Below are 18958 nucleotides of genomic sequence, written 5' to 3' on the forward strand. Positions count from 1 at the left end.
TTGGACGAGGCATCCTTGAGGTGGCCTTGAGAATCCGTGCCATTGGCGCTGAGGCCATTAAGGCTGAGGCCATTTGCGCTTAGACCATTCGCGGCAGGGCCGTTCGCGATCTGAGCCGCTTGCGTACCCGATACCGTTGAGATTCCAACTGCGACTGCCAGGATGGCAGTGCATGAACGAAGAAACATGGACTTTCTCCCTCTAGAGTGAGTGAGCGGGTGCCGAGGCTTGTCCGCTCGAGGCAGAACTAGGACATGTTATGTTATATTAAAGCCGACCATTAATATTTTTCCAATCCTGGAAGAAAATAAGTGAAACTTCACAAGGCTTACGAACGCATGGTTGTATCACAACCCATGATGGGCATAAGCTGCCGAAAATGAACGCAAATGCATCCCGCTGACTAAGGCTGGTCTCTATCCCACGGCTTCCAGCTGCTTAACACGCACATGAGCCACGGCATCGCGAAGGGTGCTGAGGTTAGCTCCAGGCTTCGTCGCCTCTGTCGCCAAGTGTCGACGGAAGGCTCTGGCTCCAGGTTGCCCCGAGAAGAGGCCGAGCATGTGGCGCGTGATGTTGCTGAGGCGCTCGCCCTTCTCTAGCTGTGCTACGATATAAGGCTCGTAAGCCTCCACCGCTTCGAAGCCGTCGGCCACCGGCGGCTCCTCCCCATACAGCTCACGATCGACAGAAAGCAGGATCTCGGGCTCATGGTAGGCCACCCGGCCCAGCATGACGCCATCGACGTGCCTCAGGTGCTCATGAATCTCGGCCCAGGTCTTGATGCCCCCGTTGATGGCAATCGGCAGGTCCGAACGCGCTGCTTTGAGGCGATAGACACGAGGATAATCGAGAGGCGGAATATCCCGGTTTTCCTTCGGCGACAGGCCCTGGAGCCAAGCCTTGCGCGCATGAACCGTGAGCTCGTCGCAGCCTGCGGAGACAACGCTTTCGCTCAGCCGATTGAGAGCGTCCTCCGTATCCTGATCGTCCACGCCGATGCGGCATTTCACCGTCACGGGCACGGAGACAGCGGCCTTCATGGCGGCCACGCACTCGCCGACGAGCACGGGCTCCTGCATGAGGCAGGCGCCGAAGCGGCCGTTCTGCACCCGGTCGGAGGGACAGCCCACATTGAGGTTGATCTCGTCATAGCCGAAATCGGCACAGATCCTGGCGGCCTGGGCCAACTCTGCCGGGTTCGATCCGCCAAGCTGCACCGCCACCGGATGCTCCGCATCACTGAAGCCGAGCAGACGCTCCCGCGGCCCGAAAATGACCGCACCCGTGGTGACCATCTCTGTATAAAGCCGCGCCCGGCGCGACATGACGCGATGGAACGCGCGGCAATGCCGGTCAGTCCAGTCCATCATGGGCGCAACAGTGAGGAACTTCTGGATCATCTTCTCAGCGCGGTTGGATGAGGTCAGGGCGGCCTTTTCCAATATGGGGACGACAATCACAAGGAAAATAAGCGGTCGTCGGTGTCACATGGGCGCCCGCCATTCATGTGACATTCATTTAATACCATAATCGAATCTCAACATAAAAGCGTATTGATATCTTTCAGGCAACGAGTGGAACACTCCTCATCAGCATACGTTCTTCCAGTCCAAGAACCGCATCCCCTAAGGAGCGTAATGATGAAGACAATGCTTGGTATTACTTGTGCCGCCGCTATGCTGTCGGCACTTCCTGTGGCCGCTTATGCGCAGACTTCTAACGGCACTACCAATTCCAACAGCGCGTCCCAATATGCCCCGGGCCAGCAGATGAAGTCCAATACGAACAGTTCGACGACCAGCCCCGGCGCCTCGGGCTACGCCCCCGGTCAACAGATGAAGTCGGACACGACCGGGTCCACGACTGGCACGGGCGCTTCTGATTACGCTCCCGGCCATAAAAAGAAGCTGCCGACGGACACCACCGGTTCGACCTCTTCGACCACGAAGAGGCAATAACACGCTCTTTTCAGCGGAGGGATGCCGAGTGCTCCCTCCGCGCCCTCATGGCATCAGATCAGTTCAGCGACCTTGGCGCCCAGCACCGAGGCCGCGTCGCCTGGCGTCAACTTCACCTGAAGCCCCCGCTGGCCGCCATTCATGAAGACCTTCGGATGCGCGAAGGCGGATTGCTCGAGGAGCGTCGGCACGCGTTTCTTCTGACCGAAGGGACTAATGCCGCCCACGTGGTAGCCGGTCACGCGCTCCGCATCCGCAGGCTTCATCATCTGCGCCGCCTTGCCGCCGAGAGCGGCAGCGAGCTTCTTCAGGTTCACCTCCTTGTCGGAGGGAACGACGACACAGGCAGGCCTCCCATCCACCAGCACCATCAAGGTTTTCAGCACGCTGTTGGGATCCGCTCCCATCGCCTCTGCAGCCTGCAAGCCGATGCGCTCCGCATTCGGATCATACTCATAGGAATGAACCGTGAAGGAAACGCCGGCCTGCTGAAGGGCCTGCGTGGCGCGGGTCGTCTTGGACATGGGATGGCTTCAGAAATTCAAGCGATCAGTGATCGTGCTTGTGGCCATGGTGATGGTGGCCGCATCCGCAGCCATGGCCGTGCTCGTGGTGATGCTCATGACCATGAGAATGCTCGTGGTCATGATGCTCATGCGTGCGGCCATGGGCATGGTCATGATGGTGATCATGATTGTGGTGATGCCCGTGGCCGTGATGGTGGTGATCGTGATCGCAGACATGGGTGCTGCGCTCCGGCTTGAACGGGCGCTCCACGGGCGTTACGGTGCAGCCCTGCCCGCGCGCGAGTTCCGCAAGGGCCGGATCGTTCTCAATGTAGAGAGCATCATTCGTGATCTCGGCCAGGCCATGGTTCGAGCCGAGATGCCAGGCAAGACGCATGAGACGCAACGGGTTCTCCGCCTTCACCTCCAGCAACCCTTCACGCTTTGCCTTCACCTGAACGAGGCGGCCATCCTCCAGACGCAGGGCATCACCATCGTTGATCGTAGTCTCCATGTCGAGATCGAGCAGGATCTCGGTGCCGCCCTCACCCTTCAGCGTCGCCTGCCGCCGGTTTCTCGCCTCATGGTCGAGGGTCACCGTGTCGACGACACGGTCGGCCTTTACGGCGGGCTTGCGAACGATAGTGGTGACGCGGGGCATGGCTTTGTCTCGGGGTGAATGTTTTAAGTCAGCGTTAGATAGGAAGCGCACGAGGCCGAGTTAAGACTCGACATTAATACTCGACCTTGTCCGGCTTGTCCGCCCAAGCCTGAAAGACAGCCTTGGCTTCCAGGCTCGGCAGGTGGTCCATGGGAATGATGCGCTCGGAGATAGGCTTAGGGATTTCGTCATAGATCAGGCTGTCATCGAAGCCGATCTCGGCCGCATCCTGCCGGGTATTGGCATAGACGATGCGCGACACTCGCGCCCAATAAGCGGAAGCGAGACACATGGGGCACGGCTCGCAGCTTGTATAGAGCGTGGCGCCTTCCAGCGAGAAATCGTCGACCGCCTGACAGGCACGGCGGATCGCCGTGACTTCCGCGTGCGCCGTCGGATCGTTGGCGGAGGTCACCTGGTTCCAGCCCTCGGCCAGAACCTTGCCGTCGCGCACGATCACGGCGCCGAAGGGTCCGCCCTCCCCGCCTTCCATGTGCTCGCGGGACAGGTCAATGGCGCGCTTCAGGTAGCGCTGATCTTGTGTGTTCATATCGGTCATGGGGCCTATGTACCGCCTGAGGCAGCGAGAGGCGAGAGATTTCGGTCAAGCTGCCGGCGCTCCCGTATCTGGAGCAGCTGGGCCACCACCGAAGCCGCGATCACCGCCGGGTCCTTGTCCGTGATGCCGGACACCCCGATGGGGCAGACCAAGGAAGCGATCCGCTCTCGAGGCAGCCCCAGCTCCCGAAAACGTTTCTCGAACCTAGCCCGCTTCGTCGCGCTGCCGATGAGGCCGACATAGGGAAAACCGCGCTGCAGGGCCGCAGCCGTGATCGCCAGATCGAGCGGATGATCGTGCGTCATCACGAGAATGACAGAATCCGGCCTCGCTTCCGCAATCTCGGCTTCAGGGCTTTGCAGGCGAATAGCGGATGTATTCGCCGGGACATGAGACGGAAAGGCGTCGTCCCGATCGTCGAGCCAGCGAACGACGAATGGCAACGGCGCAAGCGCCAAGACGAGCGCGCGACCCACATGCCCTGCGCCGAAGAGCAGAACGGGCGTGCGGTCCTCGCCATGAGTCTCGCGCCATTCGGAGCCGGGGGCGACATCTGCCTCGGAGGCCAGCTCACGCGTGACGCGGCCATCCTCCATCCGGCATTCGATGTCGAAGAGGCCGCCCTTGGCCTCCGCTTCGACAAGCGGAGCGATATCGTCGAGGTCGCGCCTGTCGAACGTCTCGATGAGGATCTTTACACGCCCGCCGCAGCACTGGCCGAGATCGGGTCCCAGCGCCTGATCGATGATGCGCGCAGGCCCGCGCCCCTGGCTCAGCATCTCACGCGCGATGTCGAGCATGAGAAATTCGAGCTGGCCGCCGCCGATGGTGCCGTGGAAAGCGCCATCGGGCCGGACGACCATGCGTGCATCTTTCTCCCGAGGCGCGGAGCCTTTCACCTCATGCACAGTGACCAGGGCCGCAGCTCCATGCCGCGTGATGAAATCGGTGAGCTGTCGCCAGACCCTCACCCCATCGGCCTCCCCCGCAAGCTCTCGCAGGCGCGCAGGACCGCCTCCGGTGTCGCAGGCGCATTCAGCGGCACGGGTTTCGAGGGATCGAGTGCATGGATCGCATCGGCCAATGCGCAGAATACGCTGTTCGCCAGCATGAGCGGCGGCTCGCCCACCGCCTTCGAACGGTAGATCGTCTCTTCCCGATTGGAGTTGGGATAGAGCGCCACGTGGAAATCAGCAGGCACGTCAGAGGCAACCGGGATCTTGTAGGTCGACGGCGCATGGGTGAGCAGATGCCCCTCCGTGCTGAACACCAGCTCCTCGGTGGTGAGCCAGCCCATGCCCTGCACGAAGCCGCCCTCGATCTGGCCGATATCAATGGCTGGATTGATGGAGCGCCCGACATCGTGAAGAATGTCCGCACGCAGAAGCCTGTTCTCGCCGGTCAGCGTATCGACGATGACTTCGGAGCACGCCGCACCATAGGCGAAGTAGAAGAAGGGCCTGCCTGTGCCCTTGGCGCGATCCCAGGTGATCTTCGGCGTCTTGTAATGTCCGGCCTCGGAAAGTTGGACACGGGCGAGAATGCACTTCTTCGCCAGCTCGTCGAACGGCATGCTCTCGTTGCCGATGAACACGCGGTCGTCGCGGAACTCGATCTGGTCTTCCGGCACGCTATAGGCTTCGGCAGCATAGGCAATCATGCGCTTCTTGATTGCGCCTGCCGCGATCTTCGCCGCCATTCCGTTGAGATCGGAGCCGGAGGAGGCCGCCGTCGGCGAGGTGTTGGGCACCTTTGCCGTGGTCGTCGCCGTGATCCGCACGCGTTCCATGGCGATGCCGAATTCCTCGGCCACCACCTGAGCCACCTTGATGTAGAGCCCCTGCCCCATCTCTGTGCCGCCGTGGTTCAGATGCACGGAGCCATCCTGATACACATGCACCAGTGCTCCCGCCTGATTCATATGGGTCAGCGTAAAGCTGATGCCGAACTTCACGGGGGTCAGCGCAATCCCGCGCTTCATGATCGGCGAGGAGGCATTGAAAGCCGCAATCTCCTCTCGACGCATGCGGTAATTCGAGGTCTCTTCGAGCGTGCGCACGAGGTTGTGGAGCGTATCCGTCTCCTCCACCTCCATGCCATAAGGGGTGAGGTTCTCATTCGGCCGATAGAAATTGGCATAACGTATATCGAGCGGATCGCGGCCTGTCGCCCATGCGATCTGATCCATCACATGCTCGATGGCGAGCATGCCCTGCGGGCCGCCGAAGCCACGGAAAGCCGTGTTGGATACCGTGTTGGTCTTCAGTCGCTTCGAGGCGATGTGGACGGCAGGCATCCAATAAGCATTGTCCGCATGAAACATCGCGCGGTCCACGACGCCGGCGGAGAGATCTGCCGAATAGCCGCAGCGTGCGAGCAGATCGACGCCGTAACTCTGGATACGTCCCTCGCCATCGAAACCGACGCGCCAGTCGCAGCGAAAATCGTGCCGCTTGCCCGTGAGGATGAAATCGTCGTCACGGTCGAGACGGATCTTGCACGGGCGTCCCGTCACCCGCGCAGCAAGAGCCGCCGTCACGGCCCATTGCGTTGCCTGACTCTCCTTGCCGCCGAAGCCACCACCCATGCGGCGGGTCTCGCAGGTTACGTAAGAATCCGGGATATCGAGCACGCGGGCAACCACGTGCTGTACTTCCGTTGGGTGCTGCGTCGAGGAATAGACATGGACATCGCCGTCCTCGCCTGGAACAGCCAAGGCCACTTGGCCCTCGAGGTAAAAGTGCTCCTGCCCGCCAACGCGAAACTGGCCTTCGAGCCTATGGGGCGCTGCGGCGATAGCGGCATCCGCATCGCCGCGACCAAATGAATAATCCGGCAGGACGGTTTCACCGCGCGCCAGTGCATCCTCGACGGTGACGCTCGGTGTCTCGGACTCGATCTCCATCACCGCTTTCTTCACCGCGCGCCGTGCGATATCGCGGCTCGTCGCGACGACGGCGAAGACGGCCTGTCCGAGAAAGCTGATTTCGCTGTCGACGAACAGAGGATCGTCGCCGAACGCAGGCGACACGTCGTTCTTGCCGGGAATGTCGGCGACTGTGAGAACGGCAATCACGCCAGACGTATTCCGCACGGCGGAGACATCGAGCGAAACCAACCGCCCCCGCGCTTTCGGCGCTTGGCCGATGGCGACATGGAGCGTCCCCTCCGGCTCGCGGATATCGTCGATATATTGCGCGACGCCCTGCACGTGCTTGGGGCCGGAATCATGCGGTAGAGGCTTACGGACGTGGCGGAGCGTTTCTGTTTCGATAGGTTTGGCGGGTACGCTCATGGCCACTACTCCGCCGCCTCGAGCGCTTCGCGCTGGCCAATGATCCGCGTGGCGCGGGTTTCGCCGGAGGCCGTCTCGCTCAGGGCCTTGAACACGAGATTGCGAGCCACCGTCGCGCGATAGGCGGCAGAGGCGCGATGATCGTCGAGAGGCTGGTAATCTCGCGCGATCGCAGCCATGGCCTCGCCCCAGCTGGACGGATCATCGAGGGAAATGCCGAGAAGTGCGGCCTCCGTCGCCAAAGCACGTTTCGGAATGCCCCCCATGCCGCCGAAGGCAATACGCGCCTCGGCGATGCGGCGGCCTTCGAGCGAAAACTTAAAGGCGCCCATGACGGCGGAGATATCCTCGTCGAAGCGCTTCGAGACCTTGTAAGCGCGGAAGATCTCATGTGTCTTAAGCTTCGGCACCATGATCCTGCGCACGAACTCGCCAGGCAGGCGATCCTGCTTGCGATAGGCGATGAAGAAGCTGTCGAGGGGAATGACGCGGGCGTTCTCGCCCTGGCGCAGCTCCAGCGTGGAGCCGAGCGCGATGAGCGCGGGCGCGAGATCGCCGATGGGTGAGCCGTTGGCGATATTGCCGCCGACCGTTCCCGAGGCACGCACTTGAACCGAACCGAAGCGGCGCATGAGTTCACCGAGATCGGAATCGATCGATCCAAGGCTCGCAAAAGCCTGCATATGCGTGACCGTCGCGCCGATGGTCAGCGCATCTGCGCCGTCCTCGATCCAGTCGAGGCCAGCGACGCGCCCGAGCCAGATGATCTTCTCCAGATCGACCATGCCTTTCGTAATCCAAAGGCCGACATCGGTGCAGCCTGCGACAAGCGTGGCATCGGGATGCCGCGCATAGAGAGCTGCAAGAGAGGCTTCGCTCGCGGGAGCCGCGAAGAAGCACGTGTCGGAGCCGATGAAGATGTCCTGACCGTCGGCGAGCTCATCGAGACTGCGCGCCGTTGTCTCGTTCGCTTGAGAGAATGCATCATGCGGTGCGCTTGCGCAGGCATCGAGGGCCGCATCGACGATGGGCCTGTAACCCGTGCAGCGGCAGAGATTGCCTGCCAGAGCATCGTTGATGCGCTCACGGTCCAAAGGCCGCTCGGCCTCCTGATAGAGCGTGAACAGGCTCATCACGAAGCCGGGCGTGCAGAAGCCGCATTGGGAGCCGTGATGCGCCACCATGGCGGACTGGACCGGATGCAACTCTCCGCTTTTCGGCAGATCCTCGATGGTCACGACCTCTGCGCCGTCGATCTGGCCCAGCAGGAGGATGCAGGCATTGATGGGTTCATAATGAACGCGCCCGCCGCGCACGCGGCCGAGAGCCACCGTGCAGGCACCGCAATCACCTTCGGCGCAGCCCTCCTTCGTTCCAACCCGGCGTTCCTGAAGCCTTATGTAGTCCAGGAGTGTGGTGCGCGGGTGAAAGCCGGAAACCTCGATGGGCTGTCCATTCCGCCAGAAGCGGATTGCGTCTCGTGCCAAGATCTTCCTCCGCCGGGTTATTCCCGGCCTCTTATGGTGAGCCGGGAAGAATGACGGAGCAAGGGCTTTTCGCCAAGAGGTCTCTTCTCGCCAAGAGGGCCCTTCTCGAGCTTTCCACGAAACCTTGAGCTTACCAGGTTCCCGTATTCGGCATGGAAGCCCAGGGCTCCTGCACAGGCTTGGGTTCGCCGCGCTGCAGCAATTCGATGGAGATGTTGTCAGGTGTCTTGATGAAGGCCATGTAGCCGTCGCGGGGCGGACGGTTGATGGTAATGCCCGCATCCATCAACTTCTGGCAGGTTTCGTAGATATCATCGACCCGATAGGCGAGATGGCCGAAATTCCGGCCACCCGAATATTCGTGCTCGTCCCAGTTGTAGGTGAGCTCCAGAAGCGGAGCCTTGGTGTCCCTGGCTTTCTCCACATCCCCGGGAGCCGCCAGGAAGACAAGGGTGAACCGGCCCTTCTCGTTCTCCGTCCGGCGGACTTCGACGAGGCCGAACTTGTTGCAGAAGAAATCGAGGGACTGCTCCAGGTTCGAGACCCGGACCATCGTGTGGAGGTATTCCATAGACATCTCTCCTATGCGTTCGGCTTACCGTGATGGCGCATTTGGCGGAGAGATCAAGGCTTATGCTTTATACCCTCGGAAAAAGCCTTGGAATTGTCCAAGTGGGCGTGACTTTTATTGCCAGTCGATTCAGACAATCTTGCCCCTTACCGAGCTCCCGACCTATAACGCAATCACGTTTCACAAGAGAGTAGCCGATGCGCACCGATGTCGCCCAGCTTGTCCGCCTTGAGGATTATCGGCCGAGCGATTTCCTGATCGACCGTGTCGAGCTGGATGTCAGGCTTCATCCCACGATGACCAAGGTGACGGCGACGCTCTCTATGCGATCCAACCCAGCCGGGCGTTCGGACGTTCCGCTGGTGCTCGATGGCGACGAGGTCAACCTGAAGGCAATCGCCCTCGACGAGCGTGCATTGGAGGCTGGGGAGTTCGAGGCCTCGCCCCAATCACTCGTGATTTCCCAGCCGCCGCAGCAGCCCTTCAGGCTCACCATCGAGACCGAGATCAACCCGACGGCCAACACCAAACTCATGGGGCTTTACCGGTCGAGCGGCAACTACTGCACGCAATGCGAGGCGGAAGGCTTCAGGCGCATTACCTATTTTCTCGACCGCCCCGATGTACTCGCCGTCTATACCACGCGCATCGAGGCTGAGCGGGATGAAGCTCCCGTACTGCTCGGCAACGGCAACCCGGTCGAGAGCGGCGCTATCGAGGGCACCGGCAGGCACTATGCCATCTGGCACGATCCTTTCCCGAAGCCGTCCTATCTCTTCGCACTCGTCGGCGGACGTCTGGGCCGTGTTGCAAAGCCCTTCACGAGCATGAGCGGACGTCAAGTGGAGATCGCCGTTTATGTAGAGCCCGGCAAGGAACATCGTGCCGGCTATGCACTCGATGCGCTTGAACGTTCCATGATCTGGGACGAGAAGGTCTTTGGCCGCGAATACGATCTCGACGTGTTCAACATCGTCGCCGTATCCGATTTCAATATGGGTGCGATGGAGAACAAGGGCCTCAACATCTTCAATGACAAATACGTACTCGCTTCGCCTGAGACCGCGACGGACACAGACTACGCGAATATCGAAGCGATCATCGCGCACGAGTACTTCCACAACTGGTCCGGCAACCGCGTGACCTGCCGCGACTGGTTCCAGCTCTGTCTGAAGGAGGGCCTGACGGTCTTCCGCGACCAGGAATTCTCATCCGACGAGCGTTCGCGCCCGGTGCACCGCATCGCGGAGGTGAAAACCTTGAGGGCGCGGCAGTTCCTGGAAGACTCGAGCCCCCTCTCCCATCCGGTCCGTCCGAGCCAGTATCGGGAGATCAACAACTTCTACACTGCCACCGTCTACGAGAAGGGCGCCGAGATCGTGCGCATGCTCAAGACCATCATTGGCGATGAGGATTTCCGGCGCGGGATGGATCTCTACTATGAGCGCTGCGACGGCACCGCTGCGACGGTCGAGGATTTCCTGAAGGCCTTCGCCGATGTGACGGGCCGGGATCTCTCCCACTTCTCGCATTGGTACGCACAATCCGGCACTCCGCGCGTGAACGTGCACGGACATTACGACGAAAACGCGAAGTCCTATCGTCTCGACTTCAAGCAGCAGACCCCGCCCACGCCCGGACAGCCCACCAAGGAGCCGATGGTGATCCCTGTCGTGTTGGGTCTCGTGAGCGAGGACGGGCAGCTCATGCAGGCGGCCTGCGAGCGCGTGAACGCGCGCGGCGTCTTCCTTCTGGATAAGGCTGAGGACAGCATCACCTTCACGGACGTGAGCTCACGCCCTGTTCCGTCCGTCTTCCGTGGTTTCTCGGCACCGGTGAAGGTGTCTCTCGACCTCTCGGGCGAAGAGCTTCTCGTGCTGCTCCGGCACGACACGGATGCCTTCAATCGCTGGCAGGCAGCGCAGACGGTTGCGATGCGCACGCTCGTATCTCTCTCGACGGGTGTCGCGGTGCGCGATGAGGAGATGAACTCCCTCGCCTCCGCCTTCCGCTCCTTCATGGAAACGGACGCCTTGCGCGACCCTGCCTTCGCCGCACTCGTTCTGACGCTGCCGAGCGAGGCCGATATCGCTCAGGAGATTGGCAAAGATGTGGATCCTGACGCGATCCATCGTGCCCGCAAGGAGATGCGCCGGCACATCGGCCGCGCCTGCTTCGAGCGCCTGACGGATTTCCATGGTTTCCTCGCTGAGACTGCAGCCTACAGCCCGGATGCGGCCAGTGCCGGTCGACGGGCTCTGCGCAATGCTGCCCTCGATCTCCTGACGGCTGCGGATCAGCAAGCGGGAGAGAAGCTCGCGAGCGAACAGTTCGAGACCGCCAGCAACATGACCGACCGCCTCGCCTCCCTGGGCGTCCTCATGACGATTCCGGGCATGGTGCGTGAGAACGCCATTGCAAGCTTCGAGCAGCGTTATCGGAATGAGCCGCTCGTTCTCGACAAATGGTTCACTCTGCAGGCAGCCATCCCGGAGGACACGACACTTGATCGCGTGAAGCGCCTGATGGAGCATCCGGCCTTCTCCATCAACAATCCGAACCGCGTGCGCTCCTTGATCGGAAGCTTCGCGATGCTCAATCAGGTTCAGTTCAACCGAAAGGACGGAGCAGGTTATGCGCTCCTCGCATCCATCGTGTTGCGTGCCGACGAGTTGAACCCGCAACTCGCCTCACGTCTGCTCACCGCCTTCAGCACGTGGAAGATGATGGAATCAACACGCCGGTCTCACGCGCGACGCGCGCTGCAATCCATCGCGCAAAAGACGAATCTTTCCCGCGATGTAGGAGACATTGTGAATCGGTCGCTTGAAGAAAGCGAAGCCGGTTAAGGTTAAGAGCGCGATGACAAGTGCAGCTGCGACTTATCCAAAACTATCCCCAGGCCAAGCCAGGAATAAGAATTTTTTATTAACCAAACCGCCGGCATAGCTAGACAAATCACCCGCCCGTGATTCTATTGTTAGTGATTCGGAGAGATGCGGCACGTCCTCCGAATGAGGACAGTAACGGTTCCGAAGGGAGCATCGCATGGCGGGGGCGGTGACCGCATGCGTACCCGCGCGCACGGGTACGATTCTGGGCGTAGCGCGATCGGACGCGAACCCGGCTTATCGTCGGCTCGAGCAGTACGAACCCTTGCTCCGGCTTGCAGTTCCTGCCGTTCTCATTCTCTTTCTCATCACGCTCGCCGGCAGCGCCTGGGTCCAGATCCGAGACGGTCGACGCGACGCCCTGCTCGATGCGATCCAGGACATCGACATCATTGCCTCGCTTTCATCCGCCAAACTCGGCACCTATCGCGCCCCTGCCGATAAAGCACAGGCCGCAGCACAACTCGTCGCCCTCACCAAGGAGATGCCAGCCAGCGCCCTGAGCCAGAGCCGCAGCCTCCTTCTCATCAATCAGTCCGGCGCTGTGCTTGCCATCCATCCGCAGACGGGTAGCGCGCCGCAGACGCTTGCTGAGGTTCTCGGCGATGCGCAACCGCTGGCGTTGTTCGCGGATCGTGCGGGTGTGATGACGATCAGGATGCCCGACGGCAACGAGGGCATTGCGACCGTTCGCTCGCTTCCCTCCTCCTCCGGTCAGATCGCCATCGTCCAGCCCCTGCCCCATGTTCTTTCCGGCTGGTGGACGCGCACCATCGGGCATGTCTCCCTGCTTGGCGCGACGATCATGGTGCTTCTCGGCATTGGCATCGCCTATATGATGCAGGCGAACCGTGCTCGCGCTGCCGACGAAGTTTGCGAGAAGGTGCGCGACCGCATCGACTCCGCCCTCAACCGTGGACGCTGCGGCCTGTGGGATTGGGATATCGGACGCGGACGCATCTATTGGTCCGATTCCATGTATGAGCTGCTCGGGTACGAGCGGCAGGACGAGTTTCTCTCGTTCGGCGAAGTGAACGCCATGATCCACCCTGAGGATCAGGATCTTTACGCACTCGCCGAACAGTTGGCCTCCGCCACCACCTCTCTCGCCGATTTCGAATTCCGCATCCGCAGCGTGACGGGTGATTGGGTGTGGCTGCGCGCCCGTGCGGAGCTGATGAATGATCCGGACGACGCTGCAAGCCACCTCGTCGGCATCGCCGTGGACGTCACCGAGCAGCGCGGCCTGGAGGAGAAGACCGCCCGCGCCGATGCGCGCCTGCACGATGCCATCGAGGCCATCTCCGAGGCCTTCGTGCTCTGGGACGCGAACAATAATCTCGTGCTCTGCAATTCGAAATTCCAGAAGCTCCACGAGTTGCCGTCGGATGCCAATCTCCAGGGCAAGTCCTATGCGGAGGTGATGGCCCTTGGCCGCCCGCCGGAAGTGCAGCACCAGTTCCTGCGCCGTGAGCAGCAGGATGTGGGCGCCCGTACTTTCGAAGCGCGTCTTCAGGATGGCCGCTGGCTGCAGATCAACGAGCGCCGCACCAAGGATGGCGGCTATGTGTCCGTGGGCACCGACATCACCGCGCTCAAGCGCCACGAGCATCGTCTCGTCGAGTCCGAGAAGGAACTCATCGCTACCGTTCTGGATCTGAAGCAGTCGCGCCAAAAGCTGGAAGCGCAGACGCATCAGCTGGCGGACCTCGCCGAACGCTATCTCGATCAGAAGGCGCAGGCCGAGAGCGCCAACCGCGCCAAGTCGGAATTCCTGGCCAACATGAGCCACGAGCTGCGTACTCCGCTCAATGCCATCATCGGCTTCGCTGAGGTGATGCAGAGCGGCATCTTCGGTTCGCTCGGCTCGGAGAAGTACGAAGAATATTGCGCGGACATCCGCTCGAGCGGTGAATATCTTCTGTCCGTGATCAACGACATTCTCGACATGTCGCGCATCGAGGCCGGCCGCACGACGCTGAAGAAGCAGCCACTTGAGGTTCATGCCTCGATCCAGCGTGCGCTGAGACTTGTGAGCGAGCAGACCAAGGCCAAGAACCTTGCGGTCTCGGTCGATGTGAATCCGGAAGACATCGTGGTTCCGGCCGACGAGCGTGCGCTGCACCAGATCCTCGTCAACCTGCTTCAGAACGCGACGAAGTTCACGAGCGAAGGCGGCTGCATCACGGTGCGCACCCGTCTCGCAGGCGGCGCGGTGAACATCTATGTCGAGGACAATGGCATCGGTATTCCAGACCATGCCCTGCACAAGATCGGCCAGCCCTTCGAGCAGGTCGAGACCGAGTTCTCGAAGAGCTACAAGGGCTCAGGCCTGGGTCTCGCCATCGCCCGCTCGCTCGCCGAACTGCACGGCGGCTCACTTCGCATCAAGAGCCAGGAAGGCCTCGGCACCATCGTCCTCGTCCACTTGCCGCTCACGGAAGCCACGAACGCCGACATCGCCCTGGCAGATGCGGCGGCCTGAAGGACCCATGAGCGCATTGAGAAAGCTCTAGGCAATCCGCCAGCGGCGCATTCCACCGTGGCATCATGTCAATGCAGAATGCGCTCGAACACGGCCCTCACCTGCTGGCGCATCTCGTTCATGTGCGTCAGCAGAACATTGGCATCCGGCAGGCCCGCGACCGTCGCAAGGCGCTTGAGGATGGCGGGAGGGGTTTTCGCAGGGTCGAAGGCGCCTTCGATGGTGAGGCGTTGCCATTGGAAAATCAGGCTGAATTGCCGGTGAGCTTCAACGAGAGCCCGGGCATCGTCCTCTGGCAGAAGACCACCCTTACAAGCCTCCTGAAACACGGCCTCCGGCTGGAGACCGATGAGGCTCGGATGCTCCGCTGCATGGGCCAGAACCAGGGCCTGGGCGATGAAATCGAGATCCGTCAGGCCACCCTTGGCGAGCTTGAGATCCCACGGATTGTCGTCACCCTTTTCCTGCGCGATGAGGGCGCGCATGTCGCGCACTTCCTTGCAGACATGCGAAGCGTCACGCTTCACCGCAACGATTTCATGGATCGCGGACTCGACCCGTTTTGCGAATTCGTGATCGCCCGTCAGCACCCGGGTCCGCGTGAGAGCCATGTGCTCCCAGAGATCCGCCTCGCTCTGCTGATAGGTGACGAAGCCTTTGAACTGGGAAGCAACGGGGCCCTTTCCTCCCTGAGGACGAAGGCGCAGGTCGACTTCGTAGAGGAGCCCTCGCCGCGTGGGCACTGTGAGCGCCGCCACGAGACGCTGGGTCAGACGCGTGAAGTAGACCACCACGTCGAGCTGGCGATGCCCCGTGCTCTCGCGCCGCTCCTCGTCGAAATCATAGATGACGACGAGGTCGAGATCGGAGCCTGCCGTGAGTTCTTTCGTGCCGAGCCGTCCGAGCCCGAGGATGACGATCTCCGCGCCCGGCACCCTGCCATGGTCGGCCTCGAATTCCTGGCGTACGCGCTCAAATGAAACACGGATGATGGCGGTTGCGATAGCGGCATAGGCCTCGCCTGCCTGCGCTGGGGAGATGATGTCGGAGAGAAGCCGCGCGCCGGTGATGAAGCGCATCTGCCGTGCCGCATCGCGGGCACGGTCGAGAAAGTCCTCATAACTTTCAGGATTGCCGATGATCTGCCGCACCTGTTCTTCGATGGCTACCTCGTCGACAAGCGGCACATTGAAGGCCGGGTCGATCAGCACGTCGAGCACATGAGGCGATTGCGCCACGGTATTGGCAAGGCGCGGAGCCGTTCCGAGCAGGTCCGCGAAGCGCAGGCGCAATCTGTCATGGGATTGAAGGATCGTGAGGAGCTCGACGGCGGCCGGCATGCGGCCGAAGGCGCTGTCGAGCGCGGCCAGAGCTCCGTCGGGATCGGCTGTGCCGCCGAGGGCCGAGAGCAGAGCGGGTGTGAGTTCCGTCAACACCTCGCGGGCGCGCTGGCTCGTGATGGCGGCACGCCGGCCGAAATGCCAGCCACGCACGGTCTCGGCCGCTTTCTCGGGTTCACGGAAGCCCATGCGTTGTAGCGTGGCGAGCGTCTCGGGATCGTCGGTGGTCCCCGTGAAGACGAGGCTTCCCACTTCGGAGGCTAGTTCAGGCCCCTCCTCGAAGAGCAGCGCGTAATGGCCCTGCACGATCTTGGCCTGATCCGTCAGAGCTTTCGAGAAGGCCTTGAGGTTGGGATAGCCGCAGAATTTCGCAAAGCGCTTGAGGTCTTCCTCATCCAAGGGCAAACGCTGCGTCTGCTCGTCTGCCACCATCTGCAGCCGGTGCTCGACGGTGCGCAGGAAACGATAGGCATGGGAAAGCTCATCGCGCGCCTGCGCCGTGATCCAGCCTTCATTATGCAACTCGACGAGCATATCGAGTGTCCGTCGCCCACGAAGAGCGGGACGCCTGCCGCCGAAGACGAGCTGCTGCGTCTGAACGAAGAACTCGATCTCGCGAATGCCGCCGCGCCCGAGCTTGATGTCGTGACCGGCCACCGCGATCTCATCATGCCCGCGCACGGCATGGATCTGCCGCTTCATGGCATGCACATCGGCGATGGAGGCAAAGTCGAAATACTTGCGCCAGATGAAGGGACGCAGCTCTTTGAGGAAATTCTCGCCCAGCGTCAGATCGCCCGCGACAGGGCGCGCCTTGATGAAGGCCGCGCGCTCCCAGTTCTGACCGAGCGTCTCGTAATAGACATAGGCCGACGACAGCGACATGGCCGTGGGCGTTGAGCCGGGATCGGGACGCAGGCGATAATCGACGCGATGCACATAGCCGTCCGGCGTGCGCTCCTGCAGCAGGCGGGAAAGCTGCTGGGCGATGCGGGTGTATATGGTGGTAGCCTCGGCGCCTTCCCTCAGCGCCGGCGTCTCGGGATCGAAGAAGATGACGAGATCAATGTCGCTGGAGTAGTTGAGCTCACCTGCCCCGTGCTTGCCGAGCGCCAGCACTGTCACGCCCGAGCCCTCGCCTGGTGTATCGGGATTGGGGAGCGTGATGCGGCCCAGATCGGCTGTTTCGGTCAGGATCAGATTCAGACCGCCGGCAACGGAAGCATCCGCGAAATCGGACAGAGCCTGCGTGATTTGCTCCGTACTCCAAAGCCCGCCGATATCGGCCAGGGCCACGAGAAGGGCATGGGAGTTCCGGTTCCGGCGGAAGGCGCTCACCGCATCGTCGCGGGTCATCTCGCCCGAGCGCACGCGGCGGAACAAGTTGGACTGATCATGGATGATGGAGGGATGGACCACTTCCGGCTCCTCCAGCGCAAGCCGTGCCATACGCACGGGGTCATTCGCCACGAGCTGCCAGAGGAAGGGAGAGTAATCGGCAAGCGCCAGAAGCAGGTCGCGGAACAGCCCCTCATCAAGGTGTGGCAGAAGCGCGGTGGCTTCCGGCTCTCCACGGGCGCGCTCGACGAACTCCGCCAGCTGTGCCTTCGCCTTCCTGAGGTCGGAAACGGGTGGAGCCTGCGTCAGGCGGCTAATGAGAGAGCGGTTCTGGTTCGGCACGGCCAATCACCCATGGTCTAGATGGGGTGAGTGTTCATGCCATGGAGCAAGAGGCAACCGAAAATTGCCCTTCCCTCCTTCGACTTCTGGCTCAGGCTGCCGATGGCAGAGCAGCCTGCGGAACCGAAACTTCCTTCAAGGGCAGGACCAGCACGACCCGCAGGCCAGGTGCATTATCTTCCAGCGCGAGGCTTCCGCCATGGAGCCGGACCACGGCAGCGGCAAGGCTCAAGCCCAGCCCGAAGCCCGGGCGCGAGCGTGCCGTTTCCAGCCGCACGAAGCGCTCCAGCACGTGATGGCGCTCTTCTGCCGGGATGCCGGGGCCATGGTCCGCCACGACAATCCTCACCTCCTTGCCGATGCGCTGGGCCGACACGGAAATTGTCTGTGGACTCCCATCGGGAGCTGCGCCGTATTTCAGGGCATTGTCGAGGAGGTTGGCCATAGCTTGGCCCAGCAATTCACGATTGCCGTGGATCGGCAACCCATCCTCGATGGAAACGTCGAGCGAAACACCGGCTTCCTCGGCCAGAGCCTCATAAAGCTCCGCCACATCCCGGACGGCCTCTGCGGCATCGAAGTCGGACAAAGCCTCACGGGCATTGCCAGCCTCAAGCCGGGCAATCATGAGAAGCGCATTGAAGATGCGGATGAGATTGTCGCTCTCCTCAATCGTAGCTTCGAGCGCTGCTTTCAGCTCGTCGGGAGTTTTGGCCGTCCGCAACGCTTCATCAGCCTTGTTGCGCAGGCGCGTCAAAGGCGTCTTCAGGTCATGGGCGATGTTGTCGGAGACCTCGCGCATGCCGCGCATCAGCTCGCCGATGCGGTCGAGCATGTCGTTCAGGTTCTGTGCGAGACGATCGAGCTCATCTCCCGTTCCGGCAACCTTCAAGCGACCATCGAGATCGCCCGCCATGATGTCGCGCGTAATATCCGTCATGTCGTCGACGCGTTTGAGGACGCGCCGTGCGATGAACCAGCTGCCAAGGCATCCCAGAACGCCGATGAACAGCAATGAGTAGCCGAAGGCACGATGGATAATGTCGCGCAGGCGAATGCGCTCTTCGATGTCGCGGCCGACCAGCAGGCGGAAATCGCCTGGCAGGAGATAGACGCGAACAAGAGCAACGTTCGGCTTCGTATCCGTCTCGTCGGTGCGATTATAGAGCGTCTCGAACTGCCCGACGCGGTCAATCACGCCGGGAGGCAGGGCCCCGACATTGCCGGCGATCCGCTCACCGACACTGGTGGTGACGAGATAAAGAGAAGCGCCAGGTGTGCGGGAGCGCCGCTCAACGGAATTCACAAGGCGACGAAGGCCGCCGATCCTGTATTGCTCAGATAAACCATTGATCTCTGCTTCGATAGCAGCGACGAACTGATCGGTCAGCAATCTCTGTGCACTCCAGGCCACATAGCCGAGCGTCACGAAGGCAAAGAGCGTGAAGATGAGAAGGTAGGCGAAGGACAGCTTGAACGCGGTGGTCCGGAAGAGCTTGCCGAGGGCCGTCATGAGAACACA

The 18958-nt window shown here is 61.5% G+C and carries 13 protein-coding genes; 3 read left to right on the forward strand and 10 right to left on the reverse strand.

All coding sequences use genetic code 11. From position 1 onward, the window contains the following. Nucleotides 1-416: 416 nt before the first annotated feature. Nucleotides 417-1430 carry a tRNA dihydrouridine(20/20a) synthase DusA gene (gene dusA, locus ACUXUR_RS07900; protein ID WP_445501928.1) on the reverse strand — a complete coding sequence of 338 codons (1014 nt, stop codon included), beginning with the start codon at nt 1428-1430 and terminating at the stop codon, nt 417-419. A gap of 210 nt (nt 1431-1640) precedes the next feature. On the opposite strand from dusA, the gene ACUXUR_RS07905 reads away from it, so the two are divergent. Then, nucleotides 1641-1961: a hypothetical protein gene (locus tag ACUXUR_RS07905; RefSeq protein WP_445501798.1), complete on the forward strand. Its 321-nt coding sequence runs from the start codon at nt 1641-1643 to the stop codon at nt 1959-1961. Nucleotides 1962-2014: 53 nt separating this feature from the next. On the opposite strand, the gene ybaK is transcribed toward ACUXUR_RS07905, so the two are convergent. The 7 genes from ybaK to ACUXUR_RS07940 form a co-directional block, all read right to left on the reverse strand. Further along, the gene (gene ybaK, locus ACUXUR_RS07910; RefSeq protein WP_445501799.1) at nt 2015-2485 is read right to left on the reverse strand and encodes a Cys-tRNA(Pro) deacylase; all 471 of its coding nucleotides are present in this window, start codon (nt 2483-2485) and stop codon (nt 2015-2017) included. A 25-nt stretch (nt 2486-2510) separates the two neighbouring features. After that, nucleotides 2511-3128, reverse strand: coding sequence for an urease accessory protein UreE (locus ACUXUR_RS07915; RefSeq protein ID WP_445501800.1), 618 nt, complete (start codon nt 3126-3128; stop codon nt 2511-2513). 73 nt (nt 3129-3201) lie between these two features. Further along, nucleotides 3202-3687, reverse strand: coding sequence for a nucleoside deaminase (locus ACUXUR_RS07920; RefSeq protein ID WP_445501801.1), 486 nt, complete (start codon nt 3685-3687; stop codon nt 3202-3204). A 5-nt stretch (nt 3688-3692) separates the two neighbouring features. Then, a complete protein-coding gene (xdhC, locus tag ACUXUR_RS07925) occupies nt 3693-4658 on the reverse strand; it encodes a xanthine dehydrogenase accessory protein XdhC (protein WP_445501802.1) in 966 nt (321 codons plus the stop codon). Next, nucleotides 4655-6982 (reverse strand): xanthine dehydrogenase molybdopterin binding subunit, encoded by a 2328-nt coding sequence (gene xdhB, locus ACUXUR_RS07930; RefSeq protein ID WP_445501803.1) that lies wholly within the window; start codon nt 6980-6982, stop codon nt 4655-4657. The genes xdhC and xdhB overlap by 4 nt, the downstream gene beginning before the upstream one ends. Before the next feature lie 5 nt (nt 6983-6987). After that, the gene (xdhA, locus tag ACUXUR_RS07935; protein ID WP_445501804.1) at nt 6988-8469 is read right to left on the reverse strand and encodes a xanthine dehydrogenase small subunit; all 1482 of its coding nucleotides are present in this window, start codon (nt 8467-8469) and stop codon (nt 6988-6990) included. A 130-nt stretch (nt 8470-8599) separates the two neighbouring features. After that, a complete protein-coding gene (locus ACUXUR_RS07940) occupies nt 8600-9040 on the reverse strand; it encodes a VOC family protein (protein WP_445501805.1) in 441 nt (146 codons plus the stop codon). Nucleotides 9041-9237: 197 nt separating this feature from the next. Here ACUXUR_RS07940 and pepN point away from each other — a divergent pair, with 197 nt between their 5' ends. Together pepN and ACUXUR_RS07950 are read left to right on the forward strand one after the other, a co-directional pair. After that, the gene (pepN, locus tag ACUXUR_RS07945; protein WP_445501806.1) at nt 9238-11889 is read left to right on the forward strand and encodes an aminopeptidase N; all 2652 of its coding nucleotides are present in this window, start codon (nt 9238-9240) and stop codon (nt 11887-11889) included. A gap of 199 nt (nt 11890-12088) precedes the next feature. Further along, the gene (locus ACUXUR_RS07950) at nt 12089-14416 is read left to right on the forward strand and encodes a PAS domain-containing sensor histidine kinase (RefSeq protein ID WP_445501807.1); all 2328 of its coding nucleotides are present in this window, start codon (nt 12089-12091) and stop codon (nt 14414-14416) included. Nucleotides 14417-14484: 68 nt separating this feature from the next. Here the strand turns inward: ACUXUR_RS07950 and ACUXUR_RS07955 are convergent, their stop codons facing one another. Beyond that, entirely contained in the window at nt 14485-17436 is a 2952-nt protein-coding gene (locus tag ACUXUR_RS07955) for a bifunctional [glutamine synthetase] adenylyltransferase/[glutamine synthetase]-adenylyl-L-tyrosine phosphorylase (RefSeq protein WP_445501808.1), read from the reverse strand. Nucleotides 17437-17527: 91 nt separating this feature from the next. Further along, on the reverse strand, nt 17528-18949 hold the full coding sequence (locus ACUXUR_RS07960) for a HAMP domain-containing sensor histidine kinase (protein ID WP_445501809.1): 1422 nt from the start codon (nt 18947-18949) through the stop codon (nt 17528-17530). Between the last annotated feature and the right edge of the window lie 9 nt (nt 18950-18958).

The organism is Microvirga medicaginis (assembly GCF_052658925.1).